The following is a 21687-nucleotide window of genomic DNA, read 5'->3' as shown; positions in this document are numbered from 1 at the left end:
ACTCCTACGGGATTTGGGATAGACGGGCAACCTCGGTTAGGGTTATGCCCGCGCTAAGAGAGGTCCGAGTGGCGGAATGGCAGACGCGCTAGCTTGAGGTGCTAGTGCCCTATTAACGGGCGTGGGGGTTCAAGTCCCCCCTCGGACACCACCTTCGGGATGATCCAGGTCATCCCATCGCGATTCACCCCGGCCACGGCCGGGGTCTTCTTTTTCCCGTCAGCCGCAGTACCGGTGCTGCGCTGCGCCTACCGTATGAGAATGGCATTTTCATATTCGGAAACGTCGAGTACGATCACGAAGAATCCATTGTCCGACGATGCCGGAGGAAAAGACCATGCCCAAGGCGCTGGCGCCAGAGATCTCCACCTGGCCCGACAAGGACGCGCAGCTGATCGGCACGAGGTGCGCCGTGTGCGAGTTCACCACCTTCCCCGCCCAGGACAACTGCCCCAAATGCAGTTCGGGTGACACCTCGGATGTCCTTCTCCCCCGGACCGGGACCCTGGTCGCCTGGACCGTCCAGGGATTTCCTCCCGGCGATCCCTACATCGGTGCCACCGGCGACGACTTCGTCCCGTTCGGCGTCGGTCTGGTGCAGCTCGACGACGTGGTGCGCGTGGAGGGCCGGCTCACCGAGAACGACCCGGCCAAGTTGCAGTTCGGACAGGCCGTCGAACTGACGATGATCCCGCTCGCCACCGACGCCGACGGTGACGAGATCTACACCTTCGCCTTCGCCCCGGCCTGACCCCAGAGAGGAACCCAATGACCAACGACGTAGCCATCATCGGCGTCGGCCTCCATCCCTTCGGTCGCTTCGACAAGACCGCCATGCAGATGGGCGCCGAGGCCATCCAGCTCGCGCTCGGCGATGCCGGTGTCGAGTGGAAAGACATCCAATTCGGCTTCGGCGGAAGCTACGAGATCTCGAATCCGGATGCCGTCACCCGCCTGGTCGGACTGACCGGAATCACCTTCACCAACGTGTTCAACGCGTGCGCCACGTCGGCCAGCGCCATCCAGCAGACCGCCGACACCATCCGCCTCGGCACCTATGACATCGGGATCGCGGTCGGCATGGACAAGCACCCGCGCGGGGCGTTCACCGACAACCCGGCCAAGCTGGCTCTGCCCCAGTGGTACGCGCAGAACGGGCAGTTCCTCACCACCAAGTTCTTCGGGATGAAGGCCAACCGCTACATTCACGACCACAACATCTCGCAGGCCACCCTCGCCGAGGTCGCGGCCAAGAACTTCCGCAACGGCGAGCGGAATCCGAACGCGTTCCGACGCACCCCGATCCCCGCGGACCAGATCCTGAATTCGGCGATGGTCAACTACCCGCTGACGCAGTACATGTTCTGCTCGCCCGACGAGGGCGCGGCGGCGGTGATCATGTGCCGCGGGGACATCGCGCACAAGTTCACCGACAAACCGGTGTTCTTGCGTGCCAGTGAGATCCGTACACGTCGTTACGGCGCCTACGAGGTGCACGCCACCTCCGCACCGATCGAGGAGGACGTGTCGCCGACCGTCTACGCGGCACGCGCGGCCTACGAGCGGGCCGGTATCGGGCCTGAGGACGTCGACATCGCCCAGTTGCAGGACACCGACGCCGGTGCCGAGATCATCCACATGGCCGAGACCGGTCTGTGCAAGGACGGGGAGCAGGAGCAGCTGCTCGCCGACGGCGCGACCGAGATCACGGGCTCGATCCCGGTGAACACCGACGGCGGGCTGATCGCCAACGGCGAGCCGATCGGCGCGTCCGGGCTCCGTCAGATGCACGAACTCGTGCGTCAGCTGCGCGGCGAAGCAGGCGACCGACAGGTGCCCGGGTCACCCCGGGTCGGGCTGGCCCAGGTCTACGGCGCGCCGGGCACCGCCTCGGCCACGATCGTCTCGCTCTGAGGACTCCGACGCGGACAGTCCTTCATCGACCTGTCGTCATCGCAGCCATCCCGTTGCGATACGGCAGGTCGATGTCGTTCGCGTCGTAACTGCGCAAGATTGCGCGACGGATACGGCGCTGCAGAGACCACTGTGCGTTCGGCTTGGTCTTCAGCGTCATCCGCAGAACCACCATGTCGGGTGCGACCTCCTGGATGCCGAGCATCTCGGGGACGCCCAGCACGTCGGCGGCCACCGACTCGTCGGCCAGTACCTCGTTGGCAGCCTCGAGCGCGACCTCCTGGGCACGGTCGAGATCGGCGGTCAGGGCGACCGGCACCTCGACCCGAGCGACCGCGTACTCCTGGCTCATGTTGCCGACCCGGGCGATCTCACCGTTGCGGACGTACCAGAGCGTGCCGTCGAGGTCGCGCACCGTGGTGATGCGCAGGCCCACCGACTCGACCTCGCCGATGGCCTCACCGAGGTCGACGATGTCACCGACCCCGTACTGATCCTCGAGCAGCATGAACACACCGGACACGAAGTCCTTGACCAGGTTCTGCGCACCGAAACCGATGGCCAGGCCGACGACACCGGCCGACGCGATGAACGGCGCGATGTTGACCCCGAGAACGCTCAGGATCGACAGCACGACCCACACCAGCAGAATGATCGACACCGTCGACTTGAGGACGGAGCCGATCGTCTTCGCCCGCTGGGCCCTGCGCTCGGCGACCGCGGGGTTACGCGCGGCGGCGGGAGTCCGTTCCCGCAGGTGACGCAGCAACGCGGGCTTCTTCTGATCCGGGTTTCCGGAATCGGTCTTGGGTCGCCTGGTGGCCCGATCGATCGCGCGGTGCAGCAAGTACCGCACGATCAGCGCGACCACGATGTACGTCACGATGCGGATCGGGGTCTCGATGATCCACTCGCGATTTGTCTCCGTCCATTCGAAGGCGAGGGTTTGAGCTGTCATGGTGACGACCGTACGGATGTGATCGGTCATGTCCAGTCCGGACCGCTGTCAACCGGAGCGTCGGGTACAGAGTGCGTCGAATCTCACGGTGCGGTCCACAATGGAACGGTGACCCGCCTCATCCTCGACTGCGACACCGGCATAGACGACTCGCTCGCCCTCCTCTATCTCCTCGGCCGCCGCGATGTCGACCTGGTCGGCATCGTGTCGACGGCGGGCAATGTGCCCGTCGACGTGGTCACCGCCAACAATCTGGCGTGGCTCGAGTTGTGCGGACGCACCGACATCCCGGTGCACACCGGCTCGCCAGAACCACTCACGGCCGAACTGATGACCACCGAGGACACCCACGGCCCCCTCGGCATCGGGTACGCCGAGCTCCCACCCGCCACCCAACCGGCCAGTCGTCTCGACGCCGCAGATGCCTGGATCGAGGCGGCGACGGCACACCCGGGCGAGCTGATCGGACTGGTGACCGGACCGTTGACGTCCCTGGCGACCGCGATCCGGCGCGACCCCGCGCTCCCCACCCGCCTGGCCCGACTCGTGATCATGGGCGGCGCGTTCCACGTGCACGGGAACACCACGCCGACCTCGGAGTGGAATGTCGCGGTGGATCCCGAAGCCGCCGCCGAGGTGTTCGCCGCATTCGGGCGCGACGGTACGGAACCACCCATCGTCTGCCCACTCGACCTCACCGAGTCGGTGGCGATGACGCCAGATCACCTCGTCCGGCTCGCCGCGACGGCAGGCAGTAGCCCCGTCGAGTGCCCCGATCCCACCGACGAGCCAGGCCTGCGGTCGGTCTCAGACAATGTGCTGATCCGGCATCTGATGGACGCGATGCGCTTCTACCTCGAGTTCCATCACATCCACGACGAGGGCTACATCGCCCATCTCCACGACCCGTTCGCGGCCATGGTCGCACTGGCGCCCGACATCGTGACGACGATCCCCGCGCGCGTCGACGTCGAGCTGATCGGGCGTCACACGCGCGGGATGACCGTCGCAGACGAACGGTCGATGACCGGGGAACCCAATGCGCGGATCGCCACCGCGACCGATGTCGACGCAGTGTTCGACGACCTGATCGACACGATCGGCTCCTATGCGAGATCATATGCACCATCGGACAATTCGGGCAGCGGGATTGCCGCGCGAATGTGAACGCCTGCGTGCCGGGTATTCCAGGCGTAGCTTCGAGACGTGACCAGACTCGGCTACCAGATCCCCAACTTCACCTATCCCGGCGTCACCGCGGATCGCCTCTTCCCCACCGTCGTCGCGCAGGCCGTCGAGGCCGAGGACTCCGGATTCGACACCGTGCTGGTGATGGATCACTTCTACCAGCTCCCCATCCTCGGCACTCCCGACGAACCGATGATCGAGTGCTACACCCTGCTCTCGGCCCTCGCCCAGCACACGTCGAGGGTCAGGCTGTCGGCACTCGTGACGGGCAACACCTATCGCAACCCGACACTCCTCGCCAAGACCGTCACGGCATTGGATGTGGTCTCGGGCGGGCGTGCCCAGTTGGGTATCGGCGCCGGCTGGTTCGAGCTTGAGCACGACGCACTGGGCTACGAGTTCGGCACCTTCACCGATCGATTCGAGAAACTCGAGGAATCGCTGCAGATCGTCCTCGGCATGCTCGAAGGGAACAAGCCGAGCCTCGACGGCACCTGGTATCGAGTCCGTGATGCGCTCAATGTGCCTGCGCCACTGTCGAAGATCCCGGTCATGATCGGCGGCGGCGGCGAGCGTAAGACACTGCGCATGGTTGCCCAGTACGCCGACGAATCGAATCTCATCTGCGCGGTCGAGGATATCGGCCGCAAGCTGGACGCCCTGGCCGGGCACTGTGACCGCTTGGGCCGCAACCGCTCCGAGATCACCGTGAGCCTGCAGACGTCGGCGTGTATCGCGCCGACGCACGACGAGGCCGTCGCCGAATTCGAGTCGTATCTCGAGCGCAATCCTGCAGCCGAAGTGCGTCGGGCAAACACCATCGTGGGCGACCCGGACGAGGTGGGTGCGCGGTTCTCAGAGCTCCTCGCGACCGGTGTGGACGGCATCACCGTCAACGCTCCTGCCAACGGCCATGTGCCGGGGCGGGTCTCGTTGTTGGGCTCGACCCTCGCCCCGCTGATCGGCGGCTAGTTCGGCCCGGGCGTCGTCTCGTACACGGTGCCGCGGGACGCCTGGCCGGGCATCGCCCCGACCAGCCCGCGGTCGTCGACGATCGCCCGAACGATCTCACCGGACCGGATGGCCACATTGGAGAGCAGTGTCGAGGTGAGCCCGTGCGTGTGCTCGGAGTTCCCCTGCACGAAGATCTGCCCGGTGATGTCGTCGGTGGTCTCGACGCGGTAGTGGCGATCGAGAACGGGACGACCGTGCCGGTCCTCTCGGCAGCGAGCGGCCAGATCGCCCACCATCTCCGTCAGCGATGTCGGCTCGAAACCGGTGGCGAAGACTACGGCATCACAGTCGAGGACGGTCTCGGTCCCGGTGAGCCGGTGGGCGATGCGGACCCGGGCGGTGTCTGCGGTCTCGGTGAGCTCGACCACCTCCGATGCCCCGTGGACGAACATCCGTCGCTCGCCGCTGACCCGCTCGGTGTATTCGCGTCGGTAGAGATCTTCGATCAGGATCGGGTCGACTGCCGAGTAGTTCGTGCTGCGGTGGTACTGCATCAGGCGGTCGCGCCATGCCGCGTCGGCGGCGAAGTACTCGTCGACGGCCTCGGGATCGAAGATCCGGTTCGCATACGGACTGTCATCTGCGGGCGTGTAGCCGTATTTGGCAAAGACCCCGTGGACTTCCGCGCCGGTCTCGTCATGCAGGTACGCCGCCACCTCGGCCGCGCTCTGGCCGGCCCCGACGACCACGAAACGACCGTTGGGCCGGCTCGGCAGTTCGGCAAAATGCGCCAGCATCCGATGATTGTGGAAGACGCGGGGTCCCGCGGTGACCCCGGCGGGCAGTTTCGCGCGGATACCGCCGCCGAGTACCACGTTCCGGGCCCGGATCATGCCGTGCGTGGGCGAGACGACCTCGAAGTGATCGTCGGACCATCGAACAGACGTGATCTCGGCCGAGTATTCGACCGGGATGCCGACCCGATCTGCCGCCCAGCCGAGGTAATCGTGGAACTCGGCCCGCAGCGGGAAGAAGTCCTGCCGGTTGATGAAGTGGGTCAGGCGTCCGCGCTCGGCGAGATAGTTGAGAAAGGTGTACGCGCTGCGGACGTTGCGCTGCGTCACCAGATCCTTCAAGAAGGCGACCTGCATCGTCGTGCCCGGCAGGAGCATGCCCGAATGCCACCCGAAGGCGTCCTTCTTCTCGAAGAAGCGTGCGGTCACCTGCTCGTGCGACCCGGCGGAGAGATTGTGTTCCTCGATCGCGATGGCCAGGGCCAGATTCGACGGCCCGAACCCGATGCCGACCACATCGACCAACGGGGAATGGTCACTGGACAAGAGCTACTCCTCTGCGTCGTTCTGTGACAGTGCGCCGTTCTGTGACACTGCGTCGTGCGGCGACACGTGTCCCGGCCTGGCCGATCGTCCCGACACCGTGTGACACGTACGCCACACGCGGACAGAAGGTAAGACTATCCTAATTCGGGGGATTCGGATGAATCCCCCTCCTCCGCCGGAGTCGCCGTCGGCCGATCCGAGGGGAGACCGCTCCTACGGATTGTGTGGACGAGCATCGGTCCGGCCATGATCGAGGTCACGAGCGCGACCAGGATGACGACCATGTAGACCGTGTCGTCGAACACCCCGAGTTGAAGTCCAACGGTCGCCACGACGATCCCGACCACGCCGCGTGCATTGAGCCCGGAGCCCAGGGCCAGCGCGTCCCAGTGACCCACCCGCACGACCCTGGCGCCGATGTAGGCGCCCAGCATCTTGCCGGCCGTGGCCATCCCGAGGATCACGATCGCGAGCAGCACGGCCCCCGGCTCACCCAATTCGGTGAGATCCAGGTGCAGTCCGGCTGTCGCGAGGAACACGGGTGCCAGCACCGTCGCGGTGACGCTCTGCAGGGGCTCGAGCACAGCGCCCCCTCGCCTGCCCACCAGCACACCGGCGAAGAACGCGCCGAGCACGGCCTCGAGGTGCAGAGCACTGGTCAGTGCCGCGCCGCCGATGATCAGGATCACCACGACGGTGTTGACATACTCACGCTGGGAAGAGGATTCGAGACGATCGAGGATGCGATGGACCACCGGCCGCAGCACGGAGGTCGCGACGATGAGCGCCAGCAGACAGACAATCGTGAGCGGCAGCTGCCATCCCCGCAGACCGACCGTCGCCATCGCGGAGACCACCGCGACGAGCATCCACGCTCCGACGTCGCTCAGTGTGCCTGCAGCAAGGGTGATCTGCCCGATCTCCCGGCGCAGCAGATCGAGGTCGGTGAGGATCTTCGCGATCACCGGTATGGCGCTCAGGGACATGGCCGCGCCCAGCAGCAGCGCGAACTCGGCGACGGACGTGTCGGCACCCCGGAAGTGTTCCGGGACGACGATCCCCACCCCGATGCCGAGCATGAGTGGGATGGCGAACGACCATGCGCTCACCGACGACACGACCTTGACCCGCTTCCGCAACAGCCCGGCGTCGAGCTCAGTGGCCGCCAGTCCCACCAGCAGCAGGATGCCGAACTGCCCGATCCCCGCAACGAGTGCCGACGGCGCACCGTCATCGGGGAAGAGCCACTCCTGGGCACCGGGCAGAGCGAAGCCGAGGAGCGACGGGCCGAGCACGACACCCGCCAGCAGTTCGCCGACCATGGCCGGCAGGCCCATCCGTCGGGCGATCATCCCCGCCGACAGCGCGACAGCGAGGATGATCGCCAGCTGGGTCAGCATCATTCGACTCGACGGCCTCCCTCGACCGGCCGCCGATCCGGCCCGGAGTCGATCACGCGTCGACCGTTGCGGGCTCGACCCAGGCGAGCCCGTCGGCGGACGGGACCAGCCCTCCGTCGAGCAGCGGCGGTTCGACGGAGGCGTCCCCCGCGGCTCCGCGCGCCTGGAAGGCGTTCATCTCCTCCATCACGTCCCGGACGACCGGCGCACTGAACATGTGGCCCATCCGCTGTCCCGAGTCGGTGTCCATCCCGCCGGTCCTCTCGGTCGCCTCGGTCAACGCCCTGGTCGATGCGCTGAACTTGGCGACGACCTGGTCCGGGTCGGTGAGCACGTTCTCCCCGGAGAATCCACCGGCCACCAGGGACACGAACGACGCCAGGTCGGAACGGTCGAGGTTGGTGACCCTGCGTGCCTTCCAGAAGTAGGAGTCCTCGGACTGCTCCATGTCGTAGAAGGCCGACAGGAACTCGTAGAACACCGCGTACTCGCGGCGGTAACGTCCCTCGAACTCCCCGAACGCGCGTTCCTCGGACATCGCACCGCCGAGCACGCTGTTGATCGACCGTGCCGCAAGGACCCCCGCGTACGTGGCCAGGTGTACGCCGGTCGAGAACACCGGATCGATGAAGCAGGCCGCGTCACCGACGAGCACCATCCCGTTGCCCCAGAACTGCGTGTTGGCATACGAATAGTCCTGGCGCATCCGGATTTCGCCGTAGGTCCCCTCGGTCACGCGGGTGGCGTCGGAGAGCATGTCCTTGACCAGGGCGCAGCGGTCGATGTAACCCCGAAGTGTCTCCTCCTGCGCATTGAGCTGGTCCGCTGCGGATTTCGCGATGACGGCGCCGACGCTGGTCAGGTCGTCCGACAGCGGGATGTACCACATCCAGCCCTCGTCGAAGGCCGCGCACAGGATGTTCCCCGAATCGGGCGCGGGCAACCGCTTGCCGTTCGCGAAGTAGCCGAAGATCGCGACGTTCTGGAAGAAATCGGAGTAGACCCGCTCTCCGCCTGCGTACTTGGAGAGTCGGGTGGTGTTTCCGGAGGCGTCGACGACGTACTTCGCACGCACATGGTGCTCACCGCGCTCGGCGTCGACGTACCGGACGCCGACCACCCGTCCGGTCTCGTCCCGCTCGGTGCCGTTGACCCGGCACTGCTGTCGCACGTCGACACCCGACTCGGCGGCGTGCTCGAGCAGGATCTGGTCGAACTTCATGCGTTCGACCTGGTACGCATACGAGCCCTCGCCGGCGAATTCGGGAGAGATGGCGAAGAGGAAGTTCCACGGCACCGGGTTCGTGCCCCAGCGAAAGCTTCCGCCACGCTTGTGCATGAAGCCGGCCTGCTTGATCTTGTCGTCGACACCGAGAAGTCGGCAGACACCGTGGATCGTGGAGGGTAACAACGACTCCCCGATCTGGTAGCGCGGGAACGACTCCTTCTCGAGTTGCACGACGCGGTGTCCACTCCTGGCCAGCAGCGTGGACACGGTCGAACCACCCGGACCCCCGCCGACGACGACGACGTCCACAGTCTCGATCGGGGCGGAGGTCATCTCTCTACCCCCTCGGTGGCTCCGGTCGCCGAAGCCGCGTCTGGCTCCGGATCCGCTGCGAGCTCCCGAACCCACGCGCCGACGATCGGATCCGCTGCCAATGCCACCAGGTCGGCCTTGACCGCTCCGGCGGCCCGCCAGCGTTCGATCAGTGACATGAGCCGGACCGAATCGAGACCGACGTCGAGGACGTTGGTGTCGTCGCCGATCTCCTCGACGGGTATCTGCAGGATCTCGGCGATGTCGCGGATGATCCCTTCCCTGGTGAGTGTCGAGCCATTCGTCGTCATGCGGTGATCTCCTCATTTCCGCCATCGGTGGGATGGCCTCTACTGCGGGTCCTCGCAGATCTCGCACGGCGGTTGCCGAACGCTGCAGAGGAACGATGACATTGCTTAGGCTAACCTTCCTTCGGGAGCGGTCGGCGAGCGCCTATCTCTTTCGAGCGGGATGAACGGACTGATTCAACGTTTCCAAGCTTGGGTAGGCTAAGCTACGTTTCCGCCGTCGAACATGGACCCCGGCGAGTGGCGTCCGTCACCGACGCCGAGCACGACGTTTTCCGCCCTTTCCCGACATGCTCGCCAGCCAGGAAGGAATTCGGATGCAGGCCAACCGAACCCGCCGATCGGAGTGCCACGCATGAACGGCCCGCGGTCCCTCCTGATCGACATCTCACCACTGCGGGAGAGCAAGCCGTTCCGGCGGATCTTCGTGGCGCGGCTCATCTCACTCATCGGTATCGGCCTGCTGCTGGTCTCGGTGCCGGTGCAGATGTTCGACCTGACCGGATCGTCGGCCCAGGTCGGTGCGGCCACGGCGGTCACCGGCATCACCACCTTCGTGGGCATGATCGTCGGCGGGTCCCTGGCCGACCGATTCGACCGCAAACGGCTCATCCTGATCGGCCGCGGTGCGGCGGCGCTGGCGTTCGCGGGACTGGCTGTCAACGCATTCGGGGCCGTCGCCGCAACCCCGTCGGTTGCGGTGTTGTACGGGCTGGCGGGCTTCGACGGCCTGATCGGCGCCCTCTCGTCGTCGGCGCTGATGGCGGCGGTCCCGACCATCATCGCGCGCGACAAACTCGTCGCGGTCGGCGCACTCAGCGCGCTGACCGTACGTGTCGGGACGGCGGTCTCACCGGGGATCGCCGGATTCATCATCGCCGGCGCGGGCGTCGAGTGGGCCTATGTGGTCGCCGCCTGCCTCGCGACCACCACGGTGCTGATCTTGATCGGTCTGCCGTCGATGCCCCCGACCGCGCCCGTCGTCGGCGCGCCACCGAAGCCCGCGCCGGAGGACGGCGAGCCGTCGGCGACCACACCCCCGTCGTTCGTCCGCTTCATCCTCGAGCAGCGGGTGGTGTCCGGGGTGATGATCGTGGGCGTCCTGGCCATGGTGGGCGCGGGCGTGGTCGCGTTGCTCCCTGCGTTGGTCGCCGAGCGTTTCGACGGTGACGCACGTGCCACCGGCCTGCTCTACGCCGCGGTCGCGACCGGGGCGATGATCGCCGCGCTCACCAGCGGCTGGCTGGCGTCGGTACAACGCCCCGGCCGAATCCTCGTGACCGCGCTGACAGCCGCGTTCGTGGTGCAGATCTTCTTCGGACTGGCCCCGGTGGCGTGGCTCGCCCTCGCGCTGCTCCTGGTGATCGGCTTCATCGAGGCCATCCAGGAAGTGTTGCGGTACTCCATCATCCAGCACCACACGCCCGGACCGCTGCTGGGTCGGGTGAACGGGATCTGGATGGCGCAGGAGGTCGGCGGCGTCACCGTCGGCGCGCTGGTCGCCGGTGCCTTCGGCACCATCTGGGTGGCGTCGGAGGCCATCGTCTACTACGGGATCGTGATGGTCGTACTGTCGCTGATCGCGGCGCTGACCCTGCGGTCGCTGGTCGGCGTGCGCCGAGAACCCGCACCCGAGCACGCGGTGAGCTGAGCCCGCGCCACCCCGGTCGATCCGCGGAACGCGGCCCGGTCGCCGCTACCCGGCGAGGATGGCACGCAGCTTCTTGCGGCTCACCTTGCCCACCCCGGTCTCCGGGAACTCCTCCACCACCGTGACGGTGTCGGGCAGTTTCCATTCGGCGAGGCCCGCGTCGCGGACAAACCGACGGATCACGGCGAGATTCGGCGGTTCGGCCGGATCGGTCGCAATGACGTAGGCACAGGTGCGTTCGCCGAGGTACTGATCCGGGACGGCGACGACGATCGCGTCCCACACACCCGGATGCGCGAGCAACTGTTCTTCGAGCTGCTCGGCCGACACCTTCTCGCCGCCACGGTTGACCCGGTCGCCGCCACGGCCGCGGACCACCAGGTTGCCGTGCTCATTCAGTTCGACGACGTCACCGGTGCGATACCAGCCGTCGGGCGCGAACGAATCCTTGCCCGCACCGGCCCAGTACCCTCGAATCGTGTACGGGCCCTGGGTCTCCAGGAACCCGGGTCCGACGTCCACCGGTTCGCCGTCCTCGTCGACGACGCGCAGCTGATCGGCATCGGACATCGGTCGCCCCTGAGTCGTGCAGATCTCGTCGATCGGGTCGTCGAGGCGCGTGTAGCAGACCAGCCCCTCAGCCATCCCGAACACCTGCTGAAGGGTGACGCCGAGGGCGGGGCCGATCCGGCGGGCCAGCTCGTCCGGACAGCGGGCGCCGCCCACCTGGATGGTGTCCAGCGACGAGATGTCGAACGCGGTGCCCCGTTCCGCCGTCTCGGTCCACAGCCGCGCGAGAGGCGGCACGAGTCCGGTCATCGTCACCCGTTCGCGCTCCACCAGCTCCCAGGCGACCGACGGTGTCGGGGACGCGGCCAGCGCAACCGTCCCGCCGGCACTCAGGGCCCCGAGGATGCCCGGCGAACTCATCGGGAAGTTGTGGGCGACCGGGAGTGTCGCCAGGTAGACCGTGTCCGCGGTGACCCCGCAGATCTCGTTGCTGCGCCGCACGCTGTAGAGATAGTCGTCGTGGGTGCGCGGGATCAGTTTCGGGATGCCGGTGCTGCCACCCGACAGCTGCAGGAATGCGAGGTCGGACGGATCGGCGCGACCGTGATCGATCGGCTCGTCGAAGAGCGATTCGAGATCGTCGACATCGACGAGGTGTTGGACGGAATCCACTTGCGCCGCAACGGTCTCGGCGAGCGCTCGATGGTCGAAGCCCTCGTGGGCACGCGGCGAGATGATCGCCACCGCCCCCGCGGAGCGTGCGATCCCGACCAGTTCCGCCTCGCGGTGTGCGGGCAACCCGAACACCGGGACGGCACGCGCCCGGAACACGGCGAACACGGCTTCGACGAACGCAACCTGGTTCGGGATCTGCAGCAGGATGCGATCATCCGGGCGGATGCCCAACGCCGTCAGACCGGCCGCGAGTCGACCGACCCGATCGTCGAGGTCGGTATAGGTGAGTCGACGGTCTGCGTCCACCACCGCGATCCGCGGCCCGGTCGCCGGGTCGCCACCGAGCGAGCGCAGCATGTCGTCGAAGGTCTCTCCGCGCCAAAAGCCCTGGGCACGGTAATGATCGGCGAGTTCGGGGGGCCATGGCGAAACATCCATAGAAGGTGAGGCTACCCTAATGGAGTGGCGATTCCTTCAATCAACCCCTACCAGATTCCCCGTGGACCGTTCCCCCGTCGCGTGAACTGGACACTCGAGGCCCCGCGCACCGCGCTGTTGATCCATGACATGCAGCGGTACTTCATCGATGCCTACGAGGTGGAGCAGGAACCGATGGCGACGGCGCTGCCGAACATGGTCCGGATCCGTGAGGCGTGCCAACGTGCCGGGGTCCCGGTCGTCTACACGGCCCAGCCGGGTGACCAGCATCCCTCGCGACGTGGCATCCTCGCCGACTTCTGGGGCGCCGGGCTCGACGCGGGTCGCGACGAGGAGATCATCCCGGAACTCGACCCACGCCTCGGCGACATCGAGGTCACCAAGTGGCGCTATTCCGGCTTCCAGCGCACCGACCTCCGCCAACTGCTCGGCCATCACGGACGCGACCAGCTGATCGTCGTGGGCGTGTACGCCCACATGGGATGCATGATCAGCGCCACGGAGGCCTTCATGAGCGACGTCGCACCGTTCTTCGTCGTCGATGCCATGGGCGATTTCACCCGCGAGGAGCACGAGATGGCGGCCGAGTACATCGGCAAGCGCGCCGGGCTCGTGGTGACCACCGACGAGGTCGTCGAGGCCGTGCAGGCGACGGCGGCCGCCGACGCCGCACCCACCGAATCACTGACAACCGGATCGGCGCGGTGATCGACGCAAGCGTCGCCGGCATCGCGGGCCGCCGGGCGGTTGTCACGGGCGCGGACGGTGGCATCGGTCGCGCCGTCGTCGGTGCCCTCCGGGCCGCCGGCGCCGAGGTGGACGGGTGGGACGTCTGCGGTCCGGGCATCCGTCCGGTCGACGTCACCGATCGGTCTGCCGTCGAAACGGCCTGGCGCGCATACGAAGAGGCAGCAGGACCGGTGGACCTCGTGGTCACCGCTGCAGGTGTCATGACCGACGACTGGGACCGCTGCATGGCTGTGAACGCCGGCGGTGTGAGACATGTCCTCGACGCGGCGGTCTCGGCGATGACGCAGCGCGGTCGTGGGTGCGCCGTGGTCATCTCCAGCAATGCGGCTGCGACGCCCCGCGCCGAGATGGCACCGTATGCGGCGTCCAAGGCCGCTGCGACCTCCTATGCGCGCAGCGTCGGATTGGCAAGCGCCTCCAGTGGGCTTCGCGTCAACATCGTCTCACCGGGCTCCACCGACACCCCGATGCTCCGCGGCATGTGGTCGTCCCCGACCGATCGGGACGCGGTGCTGGCGGGTGACCCCGATCGATATCGGCTCGGCATACCGTTGCAGCGCATCGCCGAGCCCGCCGACATCGCTGCTGCCGTCGTCTTTCTGGCCTCGGACGCGGCCCAGCATGTCACCATGCACGACCTGCGTGTCGACGGTGGCGCGACATTGGACATGTGATGCAAGTGCGTGCCACGACAACGACTTCCTCTTCCCTCGACGATTCCCAGACTGATCGGTAGCCCATGAAGAAACTGCGTTTCGCATTACAAGCCCTGGTGGTCGTGGTGACCGCCGCCCTCGTCTCGCTCGTCGCGGCGTGTTCGGCGCCCGCCGACGACAGCAGCACCGACAGCAGCACCGACAGCAGCGTCGCCTACACCCCGGTCACGATCGACCACCAGTACGGCACCACGTCGATCGAGCACCGCCCGCAGCGCGTGATCAGCCTGGCTTCCAACTGGACCGACACCCTTGCCGCCCTGGACATCCCGATCACGGCGCAGTTCGCCGAGCAGGGCTATTCGGGACCGAACAATCGATTCGCGTGGACCCCGGAACACGATTCCGAGGTCGAGATCGTCGGATCGATGGCAGCCCTCGACATCTCGAAGGTGGCGGCATACAAACCCGATCTCATCCTCGCCGGGTACACCGGTGGCCAGAAGAACTACGACCGGCTGAGCGCGCTGGCCCCGACCATCCCGGTGATGAAGAAGGGCGCCACCGTGGACACCTGGGAGGACATCACCCAGGCCACGGGCACGATGTTCGGCAAGAATGCGGCCGCAGATGATCTCGTCGACGGGACGAACGACAAGATCACGAGGTTCAGGTCGGACCACCCGAACGCCGCCGGCAAGACGTTCACCTTCGCCCAGTTCCAGCCGACCGGCGATGTCGGCGCGATCAATTCGGTGGAGGATCCCGCCGCCGGCCTCCTCGCGCAGCTGGGGTTCACACTGAATCCGAAGCTGGCTGCCGAGCACACCGGCACCGTGACCCGATCGCGGATCTCCTCGGAACGCATCGATCTGCTCGACTCGGATCTCTTGGTCGCCTGGACCCTCGGCGACGATTCGGCCTATCAGAAGGTCTCGGGCTGGAACGGCCTGACAGCCGTGGAGAACGACACCGTCGTCTATCTGACCAACGACAACGCACCTGCCTTCGGTGTGCCCAGCGCCCCGTCGGTCGGGTATGTGATCGATCTGCTGAACCCGGTGGCGCAACGACTCTGACATCAGCTCGGCCGGCGCCGCGACGCCGTCATCCCAGGAGATGAATTGTCGGTCCACCATGTCGTCGAGGGGAACGGGCGTTCAGAATCGACGTATGCCGCGCCGACCGATTCCACCGCCGCCGCTACCACCGGCCCACACCATCGACGAGGTGGTGGCGGCGATCGACACGATCATCGCGTGGTCGGGCCGCGAATCGAACCGGTTGGGATACTTTGCGGCCCTCTACAAACGCATCACCCTTGCCGTGGGCGTCGCCATCGACGACGGCGTCTTCGACGATGGTCCGCGGATGGAGCGATTCGACGCTGTGTTCGCGTCCCGGTATCTCGACGCCGTGAACGGCCATTTCCATCCCGACCAGTTCCCGAAACCCACCCGATCGTGGCGAGCCACGTTCGCGGGCGCCGACCGATCTGATCCGATCATCCTGCAGCACATGCTGTCCGGCATCAACAGCCATATCGTCCTCGATCTCGGCATCGCCGCTGTGGAGTCGACCGGCCGCGGGCATCTGACGTCACTCCGGAGGGATTTCGACACCGTCAATGCGGTCCTGGCCGGTCAGCTGAACGGTGTGGTGGAGGACCTGAACGACCTCTCCCTTGCCCTGGCGGACATCTACGCCACCTTTGCGCGACACCAGATCTTTCTGCTGAACGGGGCGATCAAGGGATTCCGCGACAGCGCCTGGCGCTTCGCCACCGTGCTGGCACTGGAACCGGGTTTCCTCCGGCGCGCGACCATCACGGCCCGCGACCTGCAGGTGGCCCGTCAGTCCGCCCTCGTCTTCGATCCGCCCGGTCTGATCGGCGTGCTCGACCGCGCGGTGGTGGAGGTGGCGAGTCGCGAGAGTCGCGATGTGGCACACAACATCAGGGTGCTCGACGAGGTCGCGTCGTCGCCGTCCCGGATCGTCATGGAGCTCGACTGATCCGGATCGGCGGCGCGCCGCTCACGACGACGACGTCGGACGGCCGTCGAATGCGTCGACGATCCGCTGCGCGGCGAGCGCGGGCGTCAGGTCGCCCGACCGAATCTGCTGTTCGACCTCGGTGCGGATCCCCTTGACCTCTGGACTCTCGCCGAGGCGCGACAGGACGATGTCGCGCACCATCGCCCACGTCCAGTCGATCTGCTGCTGATTGCGCCGGGCCGCGAACTGCCCGGCGTCGGTGAGGGTCTGCTTGTGGCGGAGTACGGCGTCCCAGTACTCGGCGACGCCGACGTTCTCGATCGCGCTCATCGTCTGCACGGGTGGCACCCACAGGGCGTCGTGCGGATAGATCAACCGCAGCGCGTTCTTGAGTTCGCGGGCCGCCCCCTTGGCCTCGGTGAGGTGCTTACCGTCGGCCTTGTTGACCACCACCACGTCGGCGAGTTCCAGGACGCCTTTCTTGATGCCCTGCAACGAATCCCCGGTACGGGCGAGCGTCAGGAACGTGAAGGTGTCGACCATGTTCGCGACCGTCACCTCGGACTGGCCGACCCCGACCGTCTCCACGAGGACCACGTCGAATCCGGCTGCCTCGAGCAGCACGATGCTCTCGCGGGTCGCCTTGGCCACCCCGCCGAGGGTTCCGGAGGTCGGCGACGGGCGGATGTAGGCATCCTTGGACATCGAGAGGCGCCCCATCCGGGTCTTGTCGCCCAGGATGGAGCCGCCGGTGCGCGTCGACGACGGATCCACCGCGAGCACTGCTACCTTGTGCCCCTGCTCGATCAGGTACATCCCGAGTGCCTCGATGGTGGTCGACTTCCCCACCCCGGGCACCCCGGTGATCCCGACCCGGAACGAGTTCCCCGCGTGCGGGGTCAGGCGCAGCAGCAATTTCTGGGCGGCCGCGCGATGATCCGGCCGGGCCGACTCCACGAGCGTGATGGCCCGGGCGAGGTCGGAACGCCGATCGGCCCGAACCGCCGCCGCGAGGGCGTCGACATCGATCGATCTCCGCGCCGCCGTGGCCGGACCTGCGGGTTGATCGCCCATCACTCGCCGGCGACGCCGGCCAGCTCATGCCCCAGGCCGGCGGCCAGTTTCGTCACCAATTCCACTGCGGAATCGGCGATCACGGTTCCGGGCGGGAAGATCGCCGCGGCGCCGGCCTCGTGCAGCTCGGCGAAGTCGTCCGGAGGGATGACGCCGCCGACCACGATCATGATGTCGGGACGGCCGACATCTTCGAGTGCCTGTCGCAGCGCGGGCACCAGCGTCAGGTGACCCGCGGCCAGCGAGGAGACGCCGACGACGTGCACGTCGTTGTCCGCGGCCTGCGCGGCGACCTCCTCCGGGGTGGCGAACAGCGGGCCCACGTCGACGTCGAATCCCAGATCGGCGAAGGCGGTGGCGATCACCTTCTGCCCCCGGTCGTGGCCGTCCTGCCCCATCTTCGCGACCAGCACCCGCGGACGACGGCCCTCGGCCTCACCGAACTGCCGGACGATCTCGGTCGCCGCGTCGACGTTGCTCACCTCGCCCGCCTCATGTCGGTACACCCCGCTGATGGTCTTGATCTCTGCCTGATGGCGACCATAGACCTTTTCCATCGCGTCCGAGATCTCGCCGACCGTGGCCTGATGACGAGCCGCCTCGATGGCCAGGGCCATCAGATTGTTATCGAGGCCACCGTCGTCCGAGCCCGCTGCGCGGGTCAGGTCGGCGAGCGCCGCCTGCACGGCCGACTCGTCGCGCTCGGCGCGCAACCGCTTCAGCTTCTCCAGCTGCTCGGCGCGCACCTTGGAGTTCTCGACCTTGAGGACCTCGATCTCCTCGTCGACGTCGACCCGGTACTTGTTCACGCCCACGAGAGGCTGCTGGCCGGAGTCGATCCGGGCCTGGGTGCGGGCGGCAGCCTCCTCGATCCGCAGCTTCGGCAGTCCCTCGTTGATCGCCTGTGTCATGCCGCCGGCCTCTTCGACCTCGGCGATGTGCGCACGCGCCTTCTCCGCGAGCTGATGCGTCAGCCATTCGACGTAATTCGAGCCGGCCCACGGATCGATCGGGCGCGTGGTGCCGGACTCCTGCTGAAGCAACAGTTGCGTGTTGCGGGCGATGCGGGCCGAGAAGTCCGTCGGGAGCGCGATCGCCTCGTCGAGGGCGTTGGTGTGCAGCGACTGCGTGTGGCCCTGCGTGGCCGCCATCGCCTCGACACAGGTGCGTGCGACGTTGTTGAAGACGTCCTGAGCGGTCAGGGACCACCCCGAGGTCTGCGAATGTGTGCGCAAGGACAGCGATTTCGCGTTCGTCGGCTCGAACTGTGCGACGAGCTCACTCCAGAGCAGTCGCGCGGCGCGCAGCTTGGCGACCTCCATGAAGAAGTTCATGCCGATGCCCCAGAAGAACGAGAGGCGGGGTGCGAACTTGTCGATGTCGAGACCCGCGTCCAGCCCGGCCCGGATGTACTCGACACCGTCGGCCAGGGTGTACGCCAATTCCAGGTCGGCCGTCGCCCCGGCCTCCTGGATGTGGTAGCCGGAGATCGAGATCGAGTTGAACTTGGGCATCTTCTGGCTGGTGTACTCGAAGATGTTGGAGATGATCCGCATCGATGGTTTCGGCGGATAGATGTAGGTGTTGCGGACCATGAACTCTTTGAGGATGTCGTTCTGGATGGTCCCGGCGAGCTTCTCCGGCGGCACCCCCTGCTCCTCCGCGGCCACCACGTACAGCGCCAGAATCGGCAGCACCGCACCGTTCATGGTCATCGACACCGAGACCGACCCGAGGTCGATGCCGTCGAAGAGTTGCCGCATGTCGAGGATCGAGTCGATGGCGACACCGGCCATCCCGACGTCGCCGGCCACCCGCGGGTGATCGGAGTCATAGCCGCGGTGGGTGGCGAGGTCGAAGGCCACCGACAGACCCTTCTGTCCCGCCGCGAGGTTGCGGCGATAGAAGGCGTTCGACTCGGCGGCGGTCGAGAACCCCGCGTACTGCCGGATGGTCCACGGCTGGTTGACGTACATCGTCGGGTACGGCCCGCGGACGAACGGCGCCTCGCCGGGGATGGAATCCAGCGGATACGGGTGGTCGCCGTCGGTGGCGACGGCGTCGCGGTCCGCGCGGGTGTAGATCGGCCGGACGTCGATCTGTTCCGGTGTGCTCCAGGTGATCTCGTCGGCGGTCTGACCCTGGGCCTTCGCCAGCCGGTCGATGGCGGCGTCGGCGGTCGGCGATCCGCCAGAGGTTGATCCGGCGGCGACCCCCGTGTCCAGGTCGACGTCGGCGAAACTGGGGATCGCCCCGAAGGCGTCCGCAGTCGAACTGGTCGGGCTCGGTTCGGTCTGGGTCATGATGTCGCTCCCGCTGGTTCATGGGTCAGCTGGTCGAGAAGGTCGCGCAGGATCGCCACCGCATCGATACCGACCCGCAGCGATCCGTCCGGCCGGTCGTCTCCGTCGGGCCACTCCTTCTCGGGCCCGGCCAGCAGCACAGTGCGCAGACCGGCGGCGCGGGCGGCCTGCAGCGCGGCGGCGCCGTCGTCGGCATACCGCTGCTTGCTGCCGCAGATCACCGCGATCGATGTGTTCGCGTCTCCCACCGCCGCGGCGATACTGTCGGCGGTCAGGGGTCCTGGGTTCACCACCGAGATACCACCGGCGGCAAGAAGGTTCGCGGTGAACGTGGTCCGGCCGTTGTGCTCCGCGACGGATCCGAGCGGTAGCAGCAGAACGGTGGGTCGCCGGCCGGTGTCGGCGAGGACGGCGTCGGACCGATCGCGCAGTTCCTCGAACGAACGCCCGACCCGCGCGAGTCGCGGCGCCCCGAGCGGTACGTCGGTCGCGTCGGCCACGTCTGAGCCCAAGGCCTTCTCGTCGAGATTCGGGAATTCGTTGACGCCGGTCACCGAGGTCCGGCGATGGGCAACCGACTCGTCGCGATTCGCCAGGGAGGCGCTCACCCGGTCGGCGATCCAGCCGGAGTCAAGGGCCGAGCGGTACCCGCCGGCCGATTCGATCTGACCGAAGACCGTCCAGGCATTCGACGCGAGGTCGTCGGTGAGTGACTCGACGAACCAGGAGCCGCCGGCCGGATCGAGCACTCGGCCGATGTTGGATTCCTCGAGCAGCAGCAGCTGCGTGTTGCGAGCGATACGACGGGAGAACGACGCACTCGAGGTGCGGCTGCCGACCGGGATCGCGGAGTCGAATCCGAGGGTCGTGACCTGATCGGCACCACCGACACCCGCCCCGAACGAGGCGATTGTGGTGCGCAGCATGTTGACCCAGGGGTCACGCTGACTCTGCATGGCCAGATCGGTGACGCCGTGGGTGATCGCGGCCCCGGCCTCGGGGGCGCCGACCACCTCGGCCACCCGTGCCCAGACCTTGCGCAGCGCACGGAACTTGGCGATGGTCGCGAACTGATCGTCTCCTGCGGACACTGCAAAGGTGATCTGGCGCAGCGCGTCCACCGACGACAGACCGGCCTGGGTGAGGTCACGTAGATGCGTGACGGCGGCCGCGATCTGCAGTGCGAGCTCGAGTCCGTTGTCGGCCCCCGCGGTGGCGAAATCCGTACCGTCGACGCGGAATGTCCGGACGCCTGCCGGCACATCTGCGGCCAGCGAGGTCGCCTCCGCGGTATCCACGCTCGCGCGACCCGAGAAGGCAGCGGTCAACGGTGACAGACCAAGAGAGGTGATGGTCGAGGTTGTGGGCGCGATGGACTCGGGCTTCGCTGCCGCTGCCGCACAGACCGACAGCAGGGCCCGCGCGGCGGCGATGCCTTCGGCGCCCGCGTCCAGGGTCACCGGGATCAGATCGACATAGACGCCGTCGAGGACCGCGGCCAGGTCGTCGGGTGAGATGCCTGCGCCGACGTTCAACCACAGTCCGCTCGTGCCCTTGGACAGGGCATCGAGTGCGGACTGATTGACGTCGGCCGCCGATGTCGAATCGTCACCGAATCGCTCGGTCACCCGCCAGCCCATGGTGACGTCGCGATCGGGGTCGGCACCCCGAACGAACGGGAACCCGCCGGGCAGGCCGGATTCCGCGTGCTCATCCCTGCGTGTGTACAGCGGACGGATCCGGAGTCCATCGAGAGTGGTGGTGGACAAGAGCTCTTCGGCCGAGGCAGGCAATTCCTCGACAGTGGACCGCCGGGACTTCGCCAAGACGGCGGCAGCGGCTTCCGACCAGGCCTGATAGGCCTCGTCGAGCGACCGGTCGGACCGATCGGATTTCGACGCAGTGGTCTGCGGCATGGGGCGTGACACCTCCGTGTAGCTCGGGTCGAGCGCGTACCCGACTTTAGCCGAACGCTCGCTCGGCTCTCACATCGAGGGCCGATCGTGACACATCCCACGGGTCACGCCCGCGTA

At 67.0% G+C, this 21687-nt stretch carries 18 protein-coding genes and 1 tRNA gene; 10 read left to right on the top strand and 9 right to left on the bottom strand.

Features of this window, described 5'->3' with window-relative positions; genetic code table 11:
• Positions 1-62: 62 nt before the first annotated feature.
• The 3 genes from OVA31_RS22815 (at position 63) to OVA31_RS22805 (ending at position 1914) form a co-directional block, all read left to right on the top strand.
• Positions 63-151 (top strand) — tRNA-Leu (locus OVA31_RS22815).
• 186 nt (positions 152-337) lie between these two features.
• Complete coding sequence (locus tag OVA31_RS22810) at positions 338-751, top strand: Zn-ribbon domain-containing OB-fold protein (RefSeq protein WP_267631666.1); 414 nt, start codon at positions 338-340, stop codon at positions 749-751.
• Between the two features lie 17 nt (positions 752-768).
• Positions 769-1914 carry a thiolase family protein gene (locus tag OVA31_RS22805; RefSeq protein WP_164309646.1) on the top strand — a complete coding sequence of 382 codons (1146 nt, stop codon included), beginning with the start codon at positions 769-771 and terminating at the stop codon, positions 1912-1914.
• A gap of 22 nt (positions 1915-1936) precedes the next feature.
• Here OVA31_RS22805 and OVA31_RS22800 read toward each other — a convergent pair whose 3' ends face one another.
• Positions 1937-2872, bottom strand: coding sequence for a mechanosensitive ion channel family protein (locus OVA31_RS22800; protein ID WP_267628804.1), 936 nt, complete (start codon positions 2870-2872; stop codon positions 1937-1939).
• Between the two features lie 108 nt (positions 2873-2980).
• On the opposite strand from OVA31_RS22800, the gene OVA31_RS22795 reads away from it, so the two are divergent.
• Both OVA31_RS22795 and OVA31_RS22790 read left to right on the top strand, forming a co-directional pair.
• On the top strand, positions 2981-4039 hold the full coding sequence (locus OVA31_RS22795; protein ID WP_267628802.1) for a nucleoside hydrolase: 1059 nt from the start codon (positions 2981-2983) through the stop codon (positions 4037-4039).
• 39 nt (positions 4040-4078) lie between these two features.
• The gene (locus OVA31_RS22790) at positions 4079-5032 is read left to right on the top strand and encodes an LLM class F420-dependent oxidoreductase (protein WP_267628801.1); all 954 of its coding nucleotides are present in this window, start codon (positions 4079-4081) and stop codon (positions 5030-5032) included.
• On the opposite strand, the gene OVA31_RS22785 is transcribed toward OVA31_RS22790, so the two are convergent.
• From OVA31_RS22785 to OVA31_RS22770, 4 genes are all read right to left on the bottom strand, one after another.
• Positions 5029-6354, bottom strand: coding sequence for a lysine N(6)-hydroxylase/L-ornithine N(5)-oxygenase family protein (locus OVA31_RS22785; RefSeq protein ID WP_267628800.1), 1326 nt, complete (start codon positions 6352-6354; stop codon positions 5029-5031). The genes OVA31_RS22790 and OVA31_RS22785 overlap by 4 nt on opposite strands.
• A 134-nt stretch (positions 6355-6488) precedes the next feature.
• Positions 6489-7757: a cation:proton antiporter gene (locus OVA31_RS22780; RefSeq protein ID WP_267628799.1), complete on the bottom strand. Its 1269-nt coding sequence runs from the start codon at positions 7755-7757 to the stop codon at positions 6489-6491.
• Positions 7758-7806: 49 nt separating this feature from the next.
• Entirely contained in the window at positions 7807-9315 is a 1509-nt protein-coding gene (locus OVA31_RS22775) for a tryptophan 7-halogenase (RefSeq protein WP_267628798.1), read from the bottom strand.
• Positions 9312-9605 carry a phosphopantetheine-binding protein gene (locus OVA31_RS22770; RefSeq protein WP_267628797.1) on the bottom strand — a complete coding sequence of 98 codons (294 nt, stop codon included), beginning with the start codon at positions 9603-9605 and terminating at the stop codon, positions 9312-9314. The genes OVA31_RS22775 and OVA31_RS22770 overlap by 4 nt, the downstream gene beginning before the upstream one ends.
• A gap of 352 nt (positions 9606-9957) precedes the next feature.
• Between OVA31_RS22770 and entS the strand changes: the two genes are divergently transcribed.
• Entirely contained in the window at positions 9958-11253 is a 1296-nt protein-coding gene (entS, locus tag OVA31_RS22765) for an enterobactin transporter EntS (protein ID WP_267628796.1), read from the top strand.
• A gap of 45 nt (positions 11254-11298) precedes the next feature.
• Here the strand turns inward: entS and OVA31_RS22760 are convergent, their stop codons facing one another.
• Complete coding sequence (locus OVA31_RS22760) at positions 11299-12876, bottom strand: (2,3-dihydroxybenzoyl)adenylate synthase (RefSeq protein WP_267628795.1); 1578 nt, start codon at positions 12874-12876, stop codon at positions 11299-11301.
• 24 nt (positions 12877-12900) lie between these two features.
• On the opposite strand from OVA31_RS22760, the gene OVA31_RS22755 reads away from it, so the two are divergent.
• The 4 genes from OVA31_RS22755 to OVA31_RS22740 all read left to right on the top strand — a co-directional run bounded on the left by OVA31_RS22755 (position 12901) and on the right by OVA31_RS22740 (position 16295).
• Complete coding sequence (locus tag OVA31_RS22755) at positions 12901-13584, top strand: isochorismatase family protein (RefSeq protein WP_267628794.1); 684 nt, start codon at positions 12901-12903, stop codon at positions 13582-13584.
• Positions 13581-14300, top strand: coding sequence for an SDR family oxidoreductase (locus OVA31_RS22750; RefSeq protein ID WP_267628793.1), 720 nt, complete (start codon positions 13581-13583; stop codon positions 14298-14300). The genes OVA31_RS22755 and OVA31_RS22750 overlap by 4 nt, the downstream gene beginning before the upstream one ends.
• 65 nt (positions 14301-14365) lie before the next feature.
• The gene (locus tag OVA31_RS22745; protein ID WP_267628792.1) at positions 14366-15361 is read left to right on the top strand and encodes an ABC transporter substrate-binding protein; all 996 of its coding nucleotides are present in this window, start codon (positions 14366-14368) and stop codon (positions 15359-15361) included.
• A gap of 94 nt (positions 15362-15455) precedes the next feature.
• Entirely contained in the window at positions 15456-16295 is an 840-nt protein-coding gene (locus OVA31_RS22740; protein WP_267628791.1) for a DUF5995 family protein, read from the top strand.
• 21 nt (positions 16296-16316) lie between these two features.
• Here OVA31_RS22740 and meaB read toward each other — a convergent pair whose 3' ends face one another.
• From meaB to OVA31_RS22725, 3 genes are read right to left on the bottom strand one after another with little or no spacing between them, the layout of a single operon-like run.
• On the bottom strand, positions 16317-17351 hold the full coding sequence (meaB, locus tag OVA31_RS22735; protein WP_267628790.1) for a methylmalonyl Co-A mutase-associated GTPase MeaB: 1035 nt from the start codon (positions 17349-17351) through the stop codon (positions 16317-16319).
• On the bottom strand, positions 17351-19654 hold the full coding sequence (gene scpA, locus OVA31_RS22730; RefSeq protein WP_267628789.1) for a methylmalonyl-CoA mutase: 2304 nt from the start codon (positions 19652-19654) through the stop codon (positions 17351-17353). The genes meaB and scpA overlap by 1 nt, the downstream gene beginning before the upstream one ends.
• The gene (locus tag OVA31_RS22725; RefSeq protein ID WP_267628788.1) at positions 19651-21570 is read right to left on the bottom strand and encodes a methylmalonyl-CoA mutase family protein; all 1920 of its coding nucleotides are present in this window, start codon (positions 21568-21570) and stop codon (positions 19651-19653) included. Before OVA31_RS22725 ends, scpA begins: the two co-directional genes overlap by 4 nt.
• Positions 21571-21687 lie beyond the last annotated feature (117 nt).

The sequence above is a fragment of the Gordonia sp. SL306 genome (assembly GCF_026625785.1).
Classification (GTDB): Bacteria; Actinomycetota; Actinomycetes; order Mycobacteriales; family Mycobacteriaceae; genus Gordonia.
The sequence above is the reverse complement of the archived record's forward strand: the minus strand, read 5'-3'. Positions and strand labels throughout refer to the sequence as shown.